General features: G+C 53.3%; 17 protein-coding genes and 1 pseudogene. 12 read left to right on the plus strand and 6 right to left on the minus strand.

Annotated features, from left to right (window positions below; translation table 11 throughout):
- Positions 1 to 181 precede the first annotated feature (181 nt).
- Positions 182 to 541 (plus strand): cupin domain-containing protein, encoded by a 360-nt coding sequence (locus ACP6KB_RS27020; protein WP_442110796.1) that lies wholly within the window; start codon positions 182 to 184, stop codon positions 539 to 541.
- Positions 542 to 696: 155 nt separating this feature from the next.
- Here the strand turns inward: ACP6KB_RS27020 and rpmG are convergent, their stop codons facing one another.
- Entirely contained in the window at positions 697 to 852 is a 156-nt protein-coding gene (gene rpmG / locus ACP6KB_RS27025; protein WP_010225867.1) for a 50S ribosomal protein L33, read from the minus strand.
- 11 nt (positions 853 to 863) lie between these two features.
- Positions 864 to 1,100: a 50S ribosomal protein L28 gene (gene rpmB, locus ACP6KB_RS27030; protein ID WP_010225868.1), complete on the minus strand. Its 237-nt coding sequence runs from the start codon at positions 1,098 to 1,100 to the stop codon at positions 864 to 866.
- Between the two features lie 362 nt (positions 1,101 to 1,462).
- On the opposite strand from rpmB, the gene ACP6KB_RS27035 reads away from it, so the two are divergent.
- On the plus strand, positions 1,463 to 3,052 hold the full coding sequence (locus ACP6KB_RS27035; protein ID WP_442110799.1) for an ABC transporter substrate-binding protein: 1,590 nt from the start codon (positions 1,463 to 1,465) through the stop codon (positions 3,050 to 3,052).
- A 74-nt stretch (positions 3,053 to 3,126) separates the two neighbouring features.
- On the opposite strand, the pseudogene ACP6KB_RS27040 reads toward ACP6KB_RS27035, so the two are convergent.
- Positions 3,127 to 3,291 (minus strand): annotated as a pseudogene (locus ACP6KB_RS27040) (JAB domain-containing protein); the annotation flags it as partial.
- 46 nt (positions 3,292 to 3,337) lie between these two features.
- Between ACP6KB_RS27040 and ACP6KB_RS27045 the strand changes: the two are divergent.
- The 4 genes from ACP6KB_RS27045 to ACP6KB_RS27060 are packed head-to-tail and all read left to right on the plus strand — an operon-like array spanning position 3,338 to position 8,892.
- Positions 3,338 to 4,561, plus strand: coding sequence for a tyrosine-type recombinase/integrase (locus ACP6KB_RS27045; RefSeq protein ID WP_442110801.1), 1,224 nt, complete (start codon positions 3,338 to 3,340; stop codon positions 4,559 to 4,561).
- The gene (locus tag ACP6KB_RS27050) at positions 4,527 to 6,134 is read left to right on the plus strand and encodes a site-specific integrase (RefSeq protein ID WP_442110803.1); all 1,608 of its coding nucleotides are present in this window, start codon (positions 4,527 to 4,529) and stop codon (positions 6,132 to 6,134) included. The genes ACP6KB_RS27045 and ACP6KB_RS27050 overlap by 35 nt, the downstream gene beginning before the upstream one ends.
- Complete coding sequence (locus ACP6KB_RS27055) at positions 6,131 to 8,527, plus strand: hypothetical protein (RefSeq protein WP_442110805.1); 2,397 nt, start codon at positions 6,131 to 6,133, stop codon at positions 8,525 to 8,527. The genes ACP6KB_RS27050 and ACP6KB_RS27055 overlap by 4 nt, the downstream gene beginning before the upstream one ends.
- Before the next feature lie 5 nt (positions 8,528 to 8,532).
- Positions 8,533 to 8,892: a hypothetical protein gene (locus ACP6KB_RS27060; RefSeq protein ID WP_442110806.1), complete on the plus strand. Its 360-nt coding sequence runs from the start codon at positions 8,533 to 8,535 to the stop codon at positions 8,890 to 8,892.
- A 121-nt stretch (positions 8,893 to 9,013) separates the two neighbouring features.
- Here ACP6KB_RS27060 and ACP6KB_RS27065 read toward each other — a convergent pair whose 3' ends face one another.
- Both ACP6KB_RS27065 and ACP6KB_RS27070 read right to left on the minus strand, forming a co-directional pair.
- A complete protein-coding gene (locus tag ACP6KB_RS27065; protein ID WP_442110808.1) occupies positions 9,014 to 9,511 on the minus strand; it encodes a hypothetical protein in 498 nt (165 codons plus the stop codon).
- Entirely contained in the window at positions 9,508 to 9,960 is a 453-nt protein-coding gene (locus tag ACP6KB_RS27070) for a hypothetical protein (protein ID WP_442110810.1), read from the minus strand. The genes ACP6KB_RS27065 and ACP6KB_RS27070 overlap by 4 nt, the downstream gene beginning before the upstream one ends.
- Positions 9,961 to 10,049: 89 nt before the next feature.
- Between ACP6KB_RS27070 and ACP6KB_RS27075 the strand changes: the two genes are divergently transcribed.
- From ACP6KB_RS27075 to ACP6KB_RS27085, 3 genes are all read left to right on the plus strand, one after another.
- Entirely contained in the window at positions 10,050 to 10,349 is a 300-nt protein-coding gene (locus tag ACP6KB_RS27075; RefSeq protein WP_442110812.1) for a helix-turn-helix domain-containing protein, read from the plus strand.
- Between the two features lie 1,436 nt (positions 10,350 to 11,785).
- The gene (locus ACP6KB_RS27080) at positions 11,786 to 13,501 is read left to right on the plus strand and encodes an ATP-dependent nuclease (RefSeq protein WP_442110814.1); all 1,716 of its coding nucleotides are present in this window, start codon (positions 11,786 to 11,788) and stop codon (positions 13,499 to 13,501) included.
- The gene (locus tag ACP6KB_RS27085; protein ID WP_442110816.1) at positions 13,494 to 14,870 is read left to right on the plus strand and encodes a UvrD-helicase domain-containing protein; all 1,377 of its coding nucleotides are present in this window, start codon (positions 13,494 to 13,496) and stop codon (positions 14,868 to 14,870) included. The genes ACP6KB_RS27080 and ACP6KB_RS27085 overlap by 8 nt, the downstream gene beginning before the upstream one ends.
- A gap of 87 nt (positions 14,871 to 14,957) precedes the next feature.
- Here the strand turns inward: ACP6KB_RS27085 and ACP6KB_RS27090 are convergent, their stop codons facing one another.
- Complete coding sequence (locus ACP6KB_RS27090) at positions 14,958 to 16,154, minus strand: MFS transporter (RefSeq protein ID WP_442110817.1); 1,197 nt, start codon at positions 16,152 to 16,154, stop codon at positions 14,958 to 14,960.
- A 135-nt stretch (positions 16,155 to 16,289) separates the two neighbouring features.
- Here ACP6KB_RS27090 and ACP6KB_RS27095 point away from each other — a divergent pair, with 135 nt between their 5' ends.
- The 3 genes from ACP6KB_RS27095 to ACP6KB_RS27105 are packed head-to-tail and all read left to right on the plus strand — an operon-like array spanning position 16,290 to position 18,657.
- Positions 16,290 to 16,787, plus strand: coding sequence for a MarR family winged helix-turn-helix transcriptional regulator (locus ACP6KB_RS27095; protein ID WP_442110819.1), 498 nt, complete (start codon positions 16,290 to 16,292; stop codon positions 16,785 to 16,787).
- A gap of 59 nt (positions 16,788 to 16,846) precedes the next feature.
- Entirely contained in the window at positions 16,847 to 17,362 is a 516-nt protein-coding gene (locus ACP6KB_RS27100; protein ID WP_442110821.1) for an arsinothricin resistance N-acetyltransferase ArsN1 family A, read from the plus strand.
- A complete protein-coding gene (locus ACP6KB_RS27105) occupies positions 17,359 to 18,657 on the plus strand; it encodes an NAD(P)-binding domain-containing protein (protein ID WP_442110823.1) in 1,299 nt (432 codons plus the stop codon). The genes ACP6KB_RS27100 and ACP6KB_RS27105 overlap by 4 nt, the downstream gene beginning before the upstream one ends.
- The last annotated feature ends 58 nt before the right edge of the window (positions 18,658 to 18,715 follow it).

Raw genomic sequence — 18,715 nt, forward strand, 5'->3', positions numbered from 1 at the left:
TTGTTAAGGTGCAGTGCCGCCCGAGGGGTCACGGGCACTGTCAAAAATTCTGGCTGGGCGAACTACGCGCACAGGCATCCGCCACCCTAAACCACTGGCGACCCAATTATCAATATATTTGACATAATTGCATCAAAAGCCTACTGATGTTCATTTTATTAAACAAACAAGAGAAAAAGCCATGCGCATTGATCAGATCGTCGACTTCGCCCAGGTGCTCACCGAGGCTGAACGCTACCGCCCGGCCGCCGAAAAAGTGCTCAAGGGCGACCCTGAGCAAGCGGTGTACAACCACTACTCCAGCCCCTGCTCGCAGTTTCATGCGGGTGTCTGGGAAGGTGAAGTCGGGCAATGGACCGTCAATTACACTGAACACGAGTACTGCGAGATCGTTCAGGGCGTGTCGGTGCTGCGCGATGCAGACGGCGGCGCGAAAACCTTGCGCGCCGGTGATCGCTTCGTGATTCCGGCGGGCTTCAAAGGCACCTGGGAAGTGCTGGAGCCGTGCCGCAAGATCTACGTGATGTTCGAACAGAAGTAACAGCAGGCTTTGTGGGAGCGGGCCTGCCCCGCGATTGCAGTGTGTCAGTTACATCGCAATCGCGGGGCAAGCCCGCTCCCACAGGCAGCATTCACAGCGCAAAAAAAAGGGCCCGTATCGTGAGATACGGGCCCTTTTTTCGTCAGCCGGATCAATTACTTGATCTTGGCTTCCTTGTAGATCACGTGCTTGCGAACAACCGGATCGAATTTTTTGATTTCGATTTTGTCCGGAGTGGTGCGCTTGTTCTTGTCGGTGGTGTAGAAGTGGCCGGTATTAGCGGTCGACACCAGACGGATCAATTCACGCATGATTCTCTCCCTTAGACCTTGGCGCCGTTACGGCGAATGTCAACCAGAACGGCATCGATGCCGCGCTTGTCGATGATGCGCATGCCTTTGGCAGATACGCGCAGACGCACGAAACGCTTCTCGGACTCGACCCAGAAGCGATGATGCTGCAGGTTCGGCAGGAAACGACGACGGGTTTTGTTGTTTGCGTGGGAAATATTGTTCCCGGTTACCGGACCCTTACCGGTAACTTGACAGACTCTCGACATGCCTCAGCCCTCTAAAACCACATGCCCAACCCGGCATGGGTTGGCCGCTTAATCTCTTAGTCTTTGGCGCTAGGCGCCGTGTTTCTTCAGGGTCTTATCGACTCAATCAGCAGATGCGACAAGCCGAGCCCCTAGAAAAGAGCGCTGCTTTATACCAGAAAGACCAGAGCACAACAACTGGAGATGTGCTCTGACATGCTGGTCGACACGCCGGGCCAGCATAGCGACTGGCTCTCAAGGATGTCGACCACTCGTCGCACGATTGGCAAAAAAGGAGTTGGCGATTTCTGGCGTGGCGCACTAGGGTAGGACTTTTCCAGACTGCATTGGCAGATGGGCCATCGATCAGCCAAGGAATCACCATGCGTGCTGCCGCTCTACCCCTGTTGTTCGCCACCCTGCTCGGCCCGGCATTCGCTCAGGCAGCCGCATTGAGTGTGTGTACCGAAGCCAGCCCTGAAGGCTTCGATGTGGTTCAGTACAACTCGTTGACCACCACCAATGCCTCGGCCGATGTGCTGATGAATCGCCTGGTCGAGTTCGATGCCACGAAAGGCCAGGTAGTGCCGAGCCTGGCCGAAAGCTGGACCGTTTCGCCCGACGGCCTGATCTACGACTTCAAGTTGCGGCCTGAGGTGAAGTTCCACAGCACCGGCTACTTCAAACCCAGCCGCGCCCTGAACGCTGATGATGTGCTGTTCAGCTTCCAACGGATGCTCTACCCCGCGCACTCCTGGCACAAAATCGCCCAGAGCGGCTATCCGCATGCCCAGTCACTGCAGCTGCCAAGCCTGATCAAGCAGATCGAGGCGCCAGAACCACTGACCGTGCGCTTCACCCTCGATCATCCGGACGCTACCTTCCTGGCCACCTTGAGCATGGGCTTTGCGTCGATCTACTCTGCCGAATATGCCGACCAGTTGCTCAAGGCCGGAACCCCGGAAAAGCTCAACAGCCAACCGATTGGCACCGGGCCGTTCGTGTTCAATCGCTTCCAGAAGGACGCGGTGATACGTTACCGGGCCAACCCGGACTACTTTGCTGGCAAACCTGCGGTTGATCCACTGATCTTTGCCATCACCCCGGATGCCAACGTGCGCTTGCAGAAGCTCAAGCGCAACGAGTGCCAGATCGCCCTGTCGCCCAAGCCGCTGGATATTGCGGCTGCCAGCGAAGATTCCGCACTGAAAGTGGAAAAAACCGATGCATTCATGACGGCTTTCGTTGCCATCAACAGTCAGCATGCGCCGCTGGACAAGCCTGAGGTGCGCCAGGCCATCAATCTGGCGTTCGACAAGGCTTCCTACCTCAAAGCGGTATTCGAAGGCACTGCGGTTGCCGCCAACGGCCCTTACCCGCCCAACACCTGGAGCTACGCCAAGGATCTGCCGGGCTACCCGACTGATCTGGACAAAGCCAAAGCGCTGCTTGCCAAGGCTGGGCTCAAAGACGGCTTCAGCACCACCGTCTGGACTCGTCCACAAGGCAGCCTGCTCAACCCCAACCCAAGCCTGGGGGCGCAGCTGCTGCAAGCTGACCTGGCTAAAATTGGCATCAAGGCCGAGATCCGCGTCATTGAATGGGGCGAGCTGATTCGCCGCGCCAAAGCCGGTGAGCATGACCTGCTGTTCATGGGCTGGGCCGGCGACAACGGCGACCCGGATAACTTCCTCAGCCCGCAGTTCGCTTGCGCGGCGGTGAAGTCCGGGACCAACTTTGCCCGCTACTGCGACCCGCGCCTTGATCAGCTGATCAGTGCAGGCAAGACCACCACCGACCAGAGCGTGCGTAGTCGCTTGTACCAGCAGGCCCAAACGCACATTCAGCAGCAGGCGCTGTGGCTGCCGCTGGCGCATCCGGTTGCTGCGGTGTTGGTGCGCAACGCGGTCCAGGGCTATCAGGTGAGCCCGTTTGGGCGGCAGGATTTTGCCAAAGTGAGTGTTTCGCGCTGATGCCGATCGCGGGGCAAGCCCGCTCCCACCGGGTTTTGCACAGCCTTTGTGGGAGCGGGCTTGCCCCGCGATCTTCATGCCGTGAACCAGCCTTTCTCGACCATCGACAAGGGCTCACCTTCACCAATGATGAAGTGGTCTAGCAAGCGGACATCCACCAAATCCAGGGCTTCCTTGAGCCGAAGTGTCAGCAACACGTCGGCCTGGCTAGGCTCTGAAACACCTGAGGGATGGTTGTGGCAGTTATGGTATATGCTCAGAAACGTTGCAGAGCTGGAGCCCCCTATGCCAGTCCATCCTTTCTGCGAAATTCGAGTGATCCGAACCTCGACCTCAGGTCTCCGCCCCTTCCTACTGATTGGCAGTACTCCGGTGATCCTAGCAAACCTCTGGGCTGAGGATTTGCTTCACAAGTCTCGTCTCAATACCGTTGAGAGCTACCTACGTGACGTTGCCATCGCTTATGAGTGGGCGCTTTCACGAGGAGCGCCGCTGGAGACAAAGCTAGAGCGCTTGGCGGTCTTTTCCTCAATGGAGTTGACGTCACTTGCACAATGTCTCTGCGCCACTAAGCAAGGTTCTAATGCGAGTCAATCGACCTGCGCCCGACGGCTTGAATCAATCAAATCTTTCATAGATTTCTCATTCGAGCATTACGTAGAGCTCAATCGGCTCAGCCTCATGGAACAAATTCAAGCCGATAAAAATAAATCCAAAAATCTCCGAAATCTGCAGAAGAAAATGCACAGGATTGCGCAACAATCCGAACCGCCGCTACCATCAACGGCCTTAAATTCAGATGAGCAGCTTATACTTAAAAGCGCACTAGACCCTGACAACCCGAAAAATCCTTTCTCCACTCCAGAACTCAAAGTTCGAAACTACTGCCTGTTTCTGGTCATGATTGAAACACTTTCCAGGCGCGGCGAGGCAGTACTTATTGAATTAACCGACGTTGATCTTGGCCCATCCCCGACTATTCGAATCAAACAACCAAATGATGTCAACAGGGAACGAAGAAGAGACGGTGCGAGCCTAAAGACTCTAGGACGGGAAATTCCAATCAGCATGTCACTGGCAACGGTTCTTAACGAGTACATATCGCAGTACCGCGGAAAATTTCTTAAACCCAAAAGGCCTTGCACTGCCCTTTTTGTTAGTTCTCGCGATGGTCGCCGCCTATCTGCTCGAACCATAAACACTATTCTCCGCACCGTCGCAGCCAACCTCGGACTGAAAAATTTTTCAACACGAATTCATCCGCACGGACTCAGGTCCACCGGTACAAACGTTGCCCGTAAACGATTTGAAAAAAGCGGTCACCCCAGTATAAATATTAAAGACTCACTTGCTTATCTTGGCGGTTGGAGCCCGAACAGCGGAAGTGTTCAAAGGTACTCTAGACAGTCAATATCAGATCGCCTTGGGGAAATCATCAGAAGCTCAGACAGCCTAAAATCGCAGGGTGAAATAAATGAAAACCCTTTCACCGATAGAGTTGGCGTATGAAATAGAGAGCAACTTTGGTATTGAGACAGACCCGCTCCCGCTCCAGGTTCAATCTACATTTGGCCAAACCATAAATATTTGCGATGGCAACGTATGGGTTGACACACTAATAATAGAAAAAATTGGATGCGCGCCAACCAACATCGTGTGGAGCAATCTTCTTCACCACAACGTCTATATTGAGTGGCTTCTTAGAGGATGGTTCATAGACCGTATTCAAACCCATATCGATCTGAGACCGCTAATTGTTGTGCAGCGAATTATGCTACAACAGCTTTTCCCAGGCGACACCCCAGAACAAATTGGTAAAGAAGTATCTATTTTCGCCTTACGTGAATGTATTAGACTCAAAGTATCTGGTTGCGAGGCGGAAATGGTCGCCATTCGTGTGTTCTATCGTTGGTGCTTGGAAGAAGGGCTTCCAGGGTTCAATGAGCACGACAATCTTGAGTTATCACAAATAACAGTGACAGCCTTTGACAACCGGCACCTAGTTACGATGCGTGATGAAGACTCCGGCCCATTCACTAGAGTGCAGCTTGCTCACATCGAAATGCATATTTCGACCAACGAGAGCGTAACTCAACGCCAACGAACTCTTTTTCTTCTTGCTCGTGATTGGGGAATTCGCCCTATTCAATTAGCGCTCATGCAGGTATCAGATTTTGGCATTGATGAAAGTGGCCCATTTGTCATGGTGCCGAGCGTAAAGGGGATTCGACGCTCAAGACTGAGACGCCACCCAAGCAACCTAGTAAAACGCTACATTGCCAACGATACCGCAGAAGCCGTCCAGCAACAATGCAAGTTAGCGGAAGAGCAAACTCAAGACGCATCGATATCGATACAGCAACTGTGTGTCAAGTACGGCATACAAGCACAGACTTTACCCACACCTTTGTTCCCGGCCACCCATAAAACAGAATTGCGTCTCCTCCGTTTTTTAACTAATCCAAAATTGATGCCCTACACGCTACACCAGGACAATCACCGCTTAAGCGCTGAATTGGTTTCGCTTACATGGACTCTAAAGTTATTCGACCCACACAGGAGCAATCAAGGTGTCGCTCCTTACATGCGTATTTCGGCATACAGACTGCGTCGAACAAAAGCCACATCGATGGTTCTCTCTGGAGCAACGCCGGAGGAGGTCGCGGAAGCGCTAGACCATCAAAATATAAATTCCATCAAACATTATTTCCGTTACAACATTGAGCTACAGGAATTCATAAATACCACACACATGGCAAGCCCAGAAATTAATGCGGCGGTCCAGATGTGGTGCGGAAGGTTCATGGAAGCAGCTTCTGAAGAATCAACATTAAAGACAATCAGTAGCTTAGGTAGGTGCAGCGCCACTGAACCATGTCCCTTTCACCCAACAGTGACATGCTACGCCTGCCCCAAATTTAGACCCAACCGCCATGCTGATCACGAAGCTGCTTTAGCTGGAATTACCAAATTTCAGGCAATGTTAGGCAGTAGCTCTACGGGAGCAATGGCTCAGCAAGTCGAAGCGGCCATACACGGGGCTAAATCCATAATTATCGCCGTGAAGGAGTTGGCCAATTGAGCATATCAATGGAGGTCTTGAATGCACGATACAGACTAGCAGAACAACAGTTTCTTAACCTTAAAGAAAGTGGATTAGTATCAGGTGAATTCGAAGACAAGATTTGGCAGTACAACTCTAGCAATATTCTTTTCACCTCAATCGAACAGGGGCGAAAACAAAATCGCTACCAAACACCATTACCAAGTGTCATTGGACAGCTTGCTCGCTGCTTCATAGTTAAAGAGATGATTAAGCTTCCATCAGCAGCGTTACTCATAGGGCGCATGAGTGCGATCAGGCACCTTTCTGAAGTTATGGATAAACAGTCTATTCAATGGAATGACTTAACACGCAAAGTCTTCGATCTTACGGTAAACTCAATTAAGATCGACCATTCAAAAAGTACAGTTTATCACCGAGCCAATGCCCTTAAAGCGTTCGTAGACTTTCTTAACCAACTGAATACCACGGTTGATGGAGTGACACTTCGCTTTCTTGACAGGTTTATCAGATGGACGAGCGGCATACCCAACCCGACTCGCAGTTCACTAGAGATCACGTCAGACGAGTTTTCTGAACGCGCTGGAAAGCTTTTCGCACCCGACCTGTACCGCGGGATTGCGCAAGCGAGATGGTTAGTTAAAAGCGATCCAAGTCTCGAACCATCATATGGCTTCGATAGAATACGCTTGGAGGCTACCTGCTTCGGCATGGCGCTAGGATTGCGAGTTGGCGAAATAACAAATTTGCCGGCAAATTGCCTGATCAATGACCGCGATACTGGCACAACTTTTGTCCGCGTGCCGATTGAAAAAAATATATTACCAAGCGCAGTACCGGTCGCTGACTTGTGGAGCGCCCCGCTCACAGAAGCCTACGAATATTTAATGGAGTGCTGCCAAGGTGCTAGGAATCGAGCGCTCGAAATTGAAGAGACTGGATTTTCTTTTGTAGAAAAGACATTAGCTGCCCACAGAGAAAAACACCCCTTAGACCCCGGTGCTGTGGATCAAATTTCGTCACTAGACATGCCCCTTGAGCATTACTATTTTTTAGAAGAAATAACAGAATGCTTTCCAATTTCGAGTAAAGAAATGACGCACGGCGGACGTTTTCATAGCTGCTCTACTGATCTTCCCAGAGTAACAGCCGCACGACTTGCGGTCTGGATAGACAAACGTATAGCAAACTGGGACTGGTCGAGTTACTTGAATAGCTACAAAAAAAAGTGCTACAGCGTATCTGTGCTTGACATAGGAATACACACCAAAAGTTCAAAAGCATCTATAAGCAAAAGTAAGTGGTTCATCGAACACCTTCGACAATTTCTTAAAAGGCTGGTCAACGAAGGACTTTTTAAGCCTGGCATTCAGCCACAACACGAACAACTCTGTGCAATTACAAAAGAATGGAGCTATATCAGGGAACTTATGCTTTCAAAAAGAGGTGAAGGCGGTGGCGTCCCCTCTTTGGTCATAAACGTAAAATTATTCATGCGGGCCTTAGAAAAAAAATATAGATTCCACTTGCAGCGTCATTTCGAAGAGCAATTTCCAATGCCTACCGATGGTGAGGAATCTCCTTATCATGCGAAGCACTCTCCCAGAGGCCACCCTAACAAGTTGAGTGAAAATCTTATTGTAATCTGGGAGAACCAATTCAACTCCTTCTCGGAGCAAGGCATCATTCCTAGACCCATTTTCAGGGCTGACCTCTATAACTATCTTTCCTCAAACTCTTCGAAAAAAACAATATTTCAACGACTAGAGTTAAGAGGTCAAGATGGTCAAATATTTTCAATCTCTCCTCACCAAATTCGCCGCTGGGTCACAACCGCAATTCTTCGAGCCGGTCCGTCTGAGACAGCTGTTGATTTGTGGATGGGACGAACTCCACGCCAGAGCCGTCAGTACGATTACCGTACAGCTAAAGAGCGAGCAGAGTACGTTAGATCGATGTACTTGACCGATGATCCCCCTCAAGATTATTTAGGAAAACAAATTATTCGGTGGCGCGAGGAGTCAATATCTGATAGCGAAATCGAAAATATGGTAGTTGAACAGCTCACAATTTTAAATTTTACGCCGTGGGGTGGATGCTCCCGTGAGCTTTACATTAGCCCGTGTGACAAGGGTTTAATGTGCGTAAGGGGTTTCGGAACGGAAACCGGCTGTAAATCCTTCCATCTTAACCCTAATGATTTAGAGGCCAAAGCCGCAATTGAAAACCTGCTTTGTAATTATGAAAAGATGTTCAAAGCCATATTTGGCAATCATGCTGAAATCACAGCAAACATAAAGGCAGAGTTAAACACCAGCCAAGCGCTTGACCAACACATACTTTTTATTTGCGACATGATAACCAGCTGCAAGGCAGCGCTAGCAGTTTACTTAATCGCAGAGAAGGCCTGACCACAATGAGACAGCAAAAGAACTGGACAGAAAAAGCCATAGTCATTCTTATGGGCTATCAAAATGGACAGACTCAAGGGGTACTAACACAAGCAGGCCTTGCCCACCAGCTTGGTGTCAGCAGACAAACGCTATGGAGAGATAAAGAAGTTAGACTCCTATATAGCTCTACACAAACCTTCCTTAAAGAGAATAAAAATCTAGGCCGCAAAACTAATGACATGCGAATTCGCAGCCTTGAAATCAAGCTGGAAGAAGTCCGCTCAGAGAATAATCTACTAATCCAAATAATAATCAGAGCAGCGCAACTAATGACTGAAGATGCTATTGATCCTAGAAAATATTTTGACGACGCTACGAGCTGACCACATCCACATTATTTACCGAAATAGTATTTTCAGAGCTAGGATGCAGGCAATCGACGCTATTTGCACTGGTAGTGTTGTCTACCGCTTTGAGCTGCTAAAAAGCGAAAGCTCCAATCGTTTAGCCGTTGTCTGACTCATCCAACGATTCGATAATTTGAGCGATCAATCTCGCATCCAGAAGTGCGTGGTGCGGAAACTCCACATTTCTCAATAAAGCTTGGTGTGCGTAAGAGATCGAGCTGGCAACAATGCCTTTGGGTAAGCCCTTTGGACCGGCTAAACGCACCAATAACGGCCAATCCCATTGAGGGGCGTCGGATATGATTTCAAGACGATCAAACTGCCCCAGCCATTTTTGAAGGGCCTTCGTCGCCGCGGACACAGATAAGCCGTACCTGTCCCAGTCCAGTTGGGGAAGCACTACTCGCTGCACAAAATTCGTGCAGTCATTGCGATGCCAGCCTTCTTCAATTTCGACATAAAACTCAGGCCCTGAAGGTACAACCAGCGCCAAACTTATGAGCTCATAAAAATCATCCAGCGAGGTAAATTCACAATCTAGGTATGCCCTCCCCACTCGGCTAGAAGGCACGCACCTCACTTGGGGACTGGTCATGCGGAGGGTCGCTGTCGAACGGAGTCATTGTCCCGAAGGCTGAAAATAACCTCAGTTTCCATTTCAGACGCCTCGCGAGCGAAATCACCCTCAAAGTAATCAACTTCCGGATGGACGCTGTATATCAAGCATTGGCGTTCGGACGCATGGACTCGTGTGATTTCGATCAACTCATCCATTTTCCAATTGCCGGAACCGTTGAGTCCACCAGGACTAACCATAAAGACTTGAAGAATGGACCAGCCTTGATCGCCTGCTTGTGCCAATTCTAGCAAGTCCTCCAGCAAGGGGATTAGGTACACGGCGCGGCGCAACAAATCGCCATCAGGCTCGAGCAGGGTGACATAGAACCAAGGGTGTTCAGTTAGGTACTCCACGTAGCGCCACATGTGGCCGCCCCGCACCAGGGCCCCGATGGGTGCTTCTGCATGCTCGAAGGTGAGGAACATAGAGACCTCTGGCTTTAAAATGAACACTATAGATTGTAGCCCTAAAGTGTTCGCTGGCGCTTCATCGTTCCTTTTGCCAGGTGTCACAAATGGAACTGAATGCCGCATTCGGCGAGGCTTTGAAGCGGATCCGCAATTTTCAAAAAAAGACCCAGGAGGACTTCTCTGACGTTAGCAGTCGAACGTACATGAGCACTCTTGAGCGTGGCTTAAAATCCCCAACCATCGAAAAGGTTGATGCCATTTCAGCAGTATTGGATATTCATCCCTTGACGCTGCTAGTGGCTACCTATTTGGTTCAGGAACAATTAGACGTGTCGATTTTGATGACTCAGATTCACGAAGAGCTGAGTGTCATGGGATGGCAGGATCGATCACCAGCAGAATGACTGCCAAACTGCACGCTATCTAACCACCGGGCGCACTCCTTTTGACCCGCGGACTACCATTTGCATTGGTGCTGGCAACGATGGATAACGTATCACCTCGACCAAACGCATCGAGCAAATGCCCTTCGCTCCCCAGTCCGCGCAAGGCGGGTATGGCGTAAGCCCACATCTTTTAGGCACCTCGCTGACGTTTGCTTATCCAGAGCCCAAAGTGGGCACTCGAATCGGTACCAGAATCATAATTACCTTCCGGCACAAAAAACCCCACCCGAAGGCAGGGTCTAGGTCATGACCGGTCAGCGCATTTAGAATAGATCCAGTAGCCAGCCAACCGCCCGACCGACACTGACGACACTCGCCGCCACGCATAGCCCCTGCCAGATCCGGCAGAAGATCGAACGCCGTTCCATAGGAAAGGTTCCTTGATAGGAATCCCGACGCGGCACGCCCTTACCGGGCAGAGCGTGCGGCTACTGAAAAAGAGTCGTCTGTTTCAGTACGTCAGGGAAACTGTTGGCCCTTCCTTCCCGGCGCGTTGTCCAGACGCGGTGAAGGGTCCCAAAGGCATGCAATGCCATTGCCGTACTTGATACCGCAAAACCCCTGACCGGAAAAAGTACTTTTACGTATTTTTGAAGTTTATTTTTCAGATCAATGGAAAACCCTTGACGCGCCCGGCGAGTGGCGTTCCTAGAATCCTTACGACTTCTTCGCTAGCGCGATATTCGCTGCGTGATATCCGCTCATTCGGCGAAGTTCGCTTTTCTAGTTGTGGGCCAATGCTACCAATAAACGCTCTGTTAACCGGCGTGATCAGCGGTGATAGCTACGCAAGGTTACGCGGGGCCATTGCGCAGCGAACGAATCGTAATTTATGATCGATTTGTCGTCTGTTTCAGTACGCCGCAATTCCGAACGTCCATTCGGAACTGCACAAATCAACCGCCCGTCCAGGCGGTTTTTTTGTGCCCGCGCTTCGCGGCGGTTTTGCCGGCGAAACTGCGGGCACTTTACCACGTGCATGCGACGGTGCCTGATCTGCGACGCATTAACGCGTACTGGCCGCGTGACACGTCACTACTCGACACTAAAGCCCACTACACGCGTGTCGTAGTAGTCGGCTACTGCCTGCAGACTGGCCTAAGTGCGCTCGCTGCACAGGGACTTGCGCATCAGGCCGGGGAGCGCTATCCGGATACCATCGGGATGACACGACCGAGTAAACCCTGCTGTAGCGATAGTGAGCTGCCAGGTCAACTTGATTAGGAATGCCCTTAACACTCACGCTCAAGTAGGAAGACATCGACGATCCCACCTAGTCGACAGCATCTCCCTCGCACCGAGACAGCTTTGAGCTAGGCTGATGAGCGGAGTACAAGGCCATTACGCACGGCCAAAGCTCCTCTGATCAAACCAGTGAGAGCAAGGGATTGCCAATGCGCATTGCACACGTCCAGATCCAAAACTTCCGTGGTATCACCGCACTCCGCTGGACGCCAGGTGCCGAACCTATCTGCTGCATCATCGGGCCAGGCGATAGCTCGAAAACCACCATACTAGATGCTACAGAAGCAGTTCTGTCACCGCGATGGATCACGTTTTCCGAGGCCGACTTCGTTGGCGGAGATACCGAACAAGAGATCCAGGTCGAGGTAACGGTTACCGAGTTGTCGCAGGCGCTGCTGGCAGACAATCGCTTCGGCTTGTACATCCGGGGCATCAGCCCAGATGGAACCATCCACGATGAACCAGAGGACGGTGATGATCCTGCGTTAACAGTGCGCCTCTCGGTGGATGCCACGATGGAGCCAGTTTGGGCGCTGATTTGTGAGCGATACGCTGTACCGCGCATCCTGTCTAACCGCGATCGATCCATGTTTTGTCTGGTCCGTCTCGCGGGAGAAGAATCTAGGCATCTGACCTGGGCGCAAGGTTCAATGCTTGCTCGCATGACTGGTCGTGCCGAGGGAGCAGCCCAACAACTGGCAACCGCGTACCGGTCCGCCAGGCAGAACGCGAATCTCGACTCCATCCAAGAACTTGTTGAAACAGCGCAGGCCGCAGAAGGCTATGCGCGCGGAATCGGAGCCTATATCAACAATGGGTACCGGCCAGACTTGGAGTTGGGCCGTGGAGGCTTCAACTCGGGCTCCATTGCCCTGCATGACGGCACCGTCCCATTACGATTGGCCGGCCTGGGAACGCGCCGGCTGGCCACGCTAGCGGTCCAGCGATCCGCACTGCAGGAAGGTGCCATCGTCCTGGTTGACGAGCTTGAACAGGGTTTGGAGCCGCATCGTATTTTAGGGGCAGTGTCCCAGCTCAAACGCTCACAAGCCGACGCTGCTCAACAGCACCGCCCAATCGGGCAGATTCTGATGACCACGCACTCGGATGTCGTTATCAGTGAACTGAACGCCACCTCACTGTTTATCATGCGCAAGAACCAAGCGACCCGCACCCTTAGCCTGCAACAGGCATCACTGGCTGGTGACCTAACGCCCATCATGAAGCACTCCCCGCGATCTTTGTTTGGGCGGCGGATATTGATTTGCGAAGGGGCAACAGAGCTCGGACTGATGCTGGGCTTGAGAGATTTTTATCCAGCACGTCACGGTGATGTCCCGGTTGAGCACCACGGCGCAGCTATCATTGACGGTAGAGGAGCTGCAGCACCTCCTTTGGCTCGTGCGTTAGCAATCCTTGGGTATCCGGTTGCGCTATTCCGAGATTCTGATCGTCCCCTCGACGCGAGATGGCGTCGGGCCCTCCAAGAACTAAATGTGCAGATCATCGAGTATGCAGAGGGCCTCAATACTGAGCAGGCAATTTTCCACGCTGCTCCTGATGAGTTGATAGACGTCTTGCTTGGACTCGTCCGAGGCTTCATAAACGAGCACAACGTCAGAGACCAATTGGTGCGGGCCATACCTGGCCTCAATCCACAGGCCCCGTTTGCGGAGTGGGACATGGTTGGAGACGACGCCCACGAGAGGACCGCTTTGAGCGCAGTCGCAGTGTCCAACAATTGGTTCAAGACTGAAGCTCGCGGGCGCGCCTTAGCACCGGCTATTAACCAGGTGATTGCCCGAGTACCTCAAAGCCCGCTCTCACAATGTCTTTCAAGCGTGGAGCGTTGGTTGTATGCCTGAGCCCCGTGCGATCTGGGATTTAACCCGTCGAGCGATCATAGCCCCGGCCGGCCACGGCAAAACCGAGCTCCTGGCCAGAGCCTCTGCCTTAGGCCGTCGGACCTTGATCCTAACGCACACGCACGCCGGTGTTCATGCGTTACGAGCCAGACTCAACAGGCTGCAAATACCCTCCGAAATCGTCTCCGTCGATACCATCGCATCCTGGGCCAATAAGTATGTCCAGGCCTTCCCACGCCTCGCGAACTTTCCCCCTGCAAATCCACGGGGAGCGCAGTGGAACCAGGTATATGAGTCGGCAGCTCGGATCCTACAAAGTGAGGTGGTCAAAACCGTCATCAAGGCATCTTACGACCGCATCTTGATAGACGAATATCAGGATTGTGAGCTACACCAGCATGGAATTGCTATGGCGCTCTCCTCGATCGTCCCGACTGTAGTGTTCGGCGACCCCATGCAGGGGATCTTCGAGTTTGTAGAAACGCGGATCCGATGGAGTGAGCATATCGACAACAGCTTCACCACCGCTTACGAGCTGACAGAGCCTCATCGGTGGAACACTGCGAACGCAGAATTAGGCCAGTGGATTTCCTACGCGCGACAGCAGCTCATGACCGGGCAACCGCTGGACCTGCGCACGGGCCCAATGAATTTCCTGCCATGTAACGACGCTTTCGAGATGGGGCTGTTTTTCAATGGCCTCGAGCAACGAGATGGAACTACGGCCGCGATTCATTGCCGGCGGGGAGTCTGCAACCGACTGGCTCAATCCACAAACGGGGCTTACCAAGCGATTGAAGAGATCGCCGCAGCACGGCTGATGGATTTCGCTGCGGCGTGGGACGGGGCCCAAACCCCCAATGACCGAGCCAACGCCCTTCGGGCCATCCTGAACGACACCATGACTCAGGCGAATGCTGATGGAGAAGTATCAGCGGATTACACAGCGCCCATAGTTGCGGCCTGGCAGTCCTTGCGTCAGACAGGCTCAGCCACCCATGCACTAGAGGTGATTACACGTGAGCGTGCTCATCCGCTGGCTAGGACTTATCGCGCGGAGTTGCTCAATGATGCAAAACGAGCGCTCAAAGACCTTGAAGCTGGAAGGCGTGTGAACCTGGTTGTGGCCTGCGAAGCCGTGCGGCACCGGTTGAGTCATACTGGGCGCGCGCCAACAGTGCGCACAATATCGACGCCTCTACTGCTCAAAGGGCTTGAGTACGACCATGTGCTAATTCCGGACGCCACGCATTTCCTGACAGAAACGGCCGCCGCGAAGCTTTTCTATGTGGCGATATCCCGAGCACGCTGGTCGTTGACCATTGCCTCCCGTAACCCAGTACTTCAGTTCCCGATACCCAACTTGTGAGTTTGTTGCCGCTCACTCTTGCATACCCTCGAAACCGACAAGATGAAAGCGCAGTTCCCCCGAGTCGGTCGCCATAGGAAAGGATGATTACGCTGATGGCCGCGTGGGCAGCATGAGACTGCCGTACAACGCCACAGCGACCATAATCGCCATTAGCACAAGCATTGATGATGCACCCTGACCACTCAGTACAAACGCCGCAGCAAATGGCCCGGCGGCTTGCGCTAGGAGCATGGGACGCGCCAGTGCTCCCATCCGTGCGCCATATCCTTGGGGACCAAAGAGCACCAGAGGCAGTGTCCCTCTAGCGATGGTGAGAATCCCATTACCCGCGCCGTAAAGCGCTGCAGCAACGAATGCCAGCCACGGCACGCCCGGGATGAACAGGCAAATGCCAAGGAGGCTCACAAGGACGCCGACGCGAGACGACCAGGTCGGATGAAGGTGCCGCGCGATAGAAAACTCCAACACCCTGGCCACCACCTGAGCGGGCCCGATGACCATTCCAACCGCCAACACCGTGACGGTTGGAAGCCCCAGTTGCTGAAGCGAGGTCAGCAGGTGGACAGATAGGCTCGCCATCACAAAGGCAATGATCGTCAGCAGCCCTGCAAGGAGCCAAAATAGTCGGCGGCTACCATAGTCCAGCGTGAGGGGCTCCTGAGCTTCCGGCGCTGGCCCCCTTCCTGCGTTGAGCGGCTTGGGTACTGCCAGCCAATGAATCGGCAGGCCGACCAGTAAATGCACTGCAACCAGCACCAAGCAGGTTTCTCTCCAGCCGATCCAGGACTCCAGCGCGGCCATTGCGGGCCATCCGACGGTGCTTGCAAACCCACCAATCAACGTTAATCCCGTGATCGCTCCCCGCGCCCGCTCTCCCAACAGCGTCCCCAGTGTGGCAAACGCTGCATCGTACAAGCCGGTGGCCATGGCCAAACCAAGTAGCGACCAGGCCAGGTAATAGAGCCACAAATTACTTGCCACTGACATCACCAGCAGCCCTGCACTCAGCATCAGCGAACTGAAGACAAGTACAGCACGCCCTCCGCGCCGATCAATCAATCGACCGGCAAGAGGTGAGCAAATGCCCGCAACCAGCATGCCCCCGGACAGGCCACCTACGACAGACGACAGAGACCAGCCCATGTCCCGAGCAATCGGCCCAGCCAGGACTGCCGGCAGGTAGAACGTCGACCCCCACGCCAAGATTTGGGTGATGCCCAAAGCGACCACCAACCGTACGCTGTTCACGCTAACTGGCAGGTGCGATTCAAGTCGAGTCATGGCAATCCACTTTAATAGTTGTTAGTGACAACCAAAGTAGTCGACCAAGCGTCGACAGGTCAATCTGATGGTAGGAGAGTTGACGAAATCAATCAGCGCCCATATTGTTGTAGGTAACAACCAATTGGAAAAGACATGCCCAACAAACTTGACGACGACCTGAGCCAGGATGCGGAAGCCCTTTATGAAGCGGTGAACCAGTTGGTGCGGGTCTACCAATTCAGGGATCGCGACCGCATCTGCTGCTACGACGTTTCCGTCACTCAGTGCTACGCCGTGGAAACGTTGGTGAAGCAGGGACCGCTACGCCTCCAGGCGTTGGCAGAAGAGATGTTCTTGGACAAGAGTACTGCCAGTCGTGTTGTCGATACGCTGGAGCGCAAAGGTTACGTCTCTCGCGTAGAAGATCCGGAAGACCGTCGGGCCGTCCGCGTCCAAGCCACTGACGCCGGCGCCGACTTGTATGAGCGAATTCGCGCTGATCTGATCGCTGAAGAGAAAGCAATGATCAACAGCATGGCACCCGAGGTACGGCAGGGAGCATTGACGCTTCTGCGTCAATTGACCCGCGCCGCTGAGATCCGTTGCGGCTTGGCTAACGACTGTTGCCCGGTCCAACCGAAAGAAAAATGAAGGGGGAAACCCCTTTTTTTACCCATATTGTTGTTACTACCAACCGAAAAGGAAGCCAGATGCATATCCGCCTCGCTCAACTCGGTGATGTTCAGGCCATCGCCGACATTTACAACCAGGGGATCGAAGACCGTAGTTCCACCTTTGAGACCCAACCGCGTACCGCCAAGGATGTGCTGCCCTGGGTTACCGATATGTCTCGCCATCCGGTACTGGTCGCGGAGCTCGACGGTGCTGTGGTGGCCTGGGCAAACCTGAGCAGCTATCGAGCGCGGTCCTGCTATGACGGGATCGCCGACTTCTCGATCTACCTGCGGCGTGATGCCCGGAGGCGCGGCATCGGTAAAGCATTACTAAACGCATTACTGAGCGAGGCAGAGGCACGTGGATTCTGGAAAGTCCTCTCCCGAATTTTCACGTTCAACGAAGCGAGCCTCGCGCTCTGCCAATCCTGCGGTTTCCGAAAGGTCGGCGTCTACGAAAAGCACGCTCGCCTTGAAGGCCGCTGGCTGGATTGCGCCATCGTTGAACGAGTCTTCCCCTCCAACCAACCTGACACAGGAGAACGAGCATGAGCCAATCTAATCTTCCCATCGTAATCATCGGCGCCGGCCCCGTGGGGCTGGCGGCTGCTGCGCACGCACTGGCTCGGGGCATGGACCCAATCATTTTTGAAGCAGGCAGCCAGGCTGGAGAAAGCATCAGCCAATGGAGCCACGTCAGTATGTTCTCACCCTGGGAATACAACGTGGACAAGGAGGCCGCAAAGTTACTGGCGGCAACGGGCTGGCAAGCTCCTAAATCCGACACGTACCCCACAGGACGTGAACTGCTGGATTACTACCTACTTCCGCTAGCTGCGCTGCCGGCTATCAAGGAACGACTTCATTTGAACACCCGCGTCACTGCTGTCACAAAAGTCGGCGCCGACGTACAGAAAACCAAAGGCCGCGCAGTTGCCCCGTTCCTAGTGCGCGTTCAGGGGCCGAAGGGCGAGCAAGACATCCAGGCTCGCGCAGTCATAGATGCCTCGGGCACGTACGAGACCCCCAACTGGATGGGCGCCTCTGGCATTCCGGCATTGGGAGAGCTGAGCGCTAAAGCGCGCATTGCCTATGGCCTTCCAGATGTGAGTGGCAAGGCACACAATCGTTACCTCGGGCGCCGAGTACTGGTTGTCGGCGGCGGACACTCGGCATTCAACGCTCTTCAGGATCTGGCCCAACTGCCCGGTACTCAGGTTTCGTGGGCGATCCGCGGACACTCACTAGACAAAATTCTAGGGGGTGGTGCCAATGACAAATTGGCCGAACGTGGCAGCCTGGGTCTGCGAATTCGTGCACTGCTCGAACAAGGAAAGATCTCGCTGTACCAGGATATTTCCATCAGCCGGGTCGACACCACCGAACAGGGTCTCGTCGTGCACAGCAATGGCCAACCTCTGCCAGAGGTGGATGAAATCATCGTGGCCACTGGCTTCCGCCCAAATCTGCAGCTCCTGGGCGAGCTACGACTGGCAATTGACCCCGCCACTCAAAGCCCTGTCCAGTTGGCTCCGCTAATCGATCCGAACGAGCACAGTTGCGGTACCGTTCGCCCCCATGGCATCGATGAGCTATCCCATCCTGACGAAGGCATCTTTATCGTGGGCATGAAGAGCTACGGTCGTGCACCGACTTTCTTGATGATTACAGGGTATGAGCAGGTCCGCTCAATCGTGGCTGGACTTGCGGGCGACTGGGATGCTGCTCGGCGTGTTGAGCTCGAACTGCCTGAAACCGGTGTCTGCAGCCTTCAGTTCGAGGAGCAGGAAGAAACTTCTAGCTGTTGCGCACCTGCGACGCCTGCCCAAGCTAGCTGCTGTAAATAGCAGGAGCCACTGCCAGCGTATTCAGCACAGAAAGCAAGCTGCTGCACGCCAACGGCCT

The sequence above is a fragment of the Pseudomonas sp. NUPR-001 genome, from assembly GCF_052147955.1.
Classification (GTDB): domain Bacteria; phylum Pseudomonadota; class Gammaproteobacteria; order Pseudomonadales; family Pseudomonadaceae; genus Aquipseudomonas.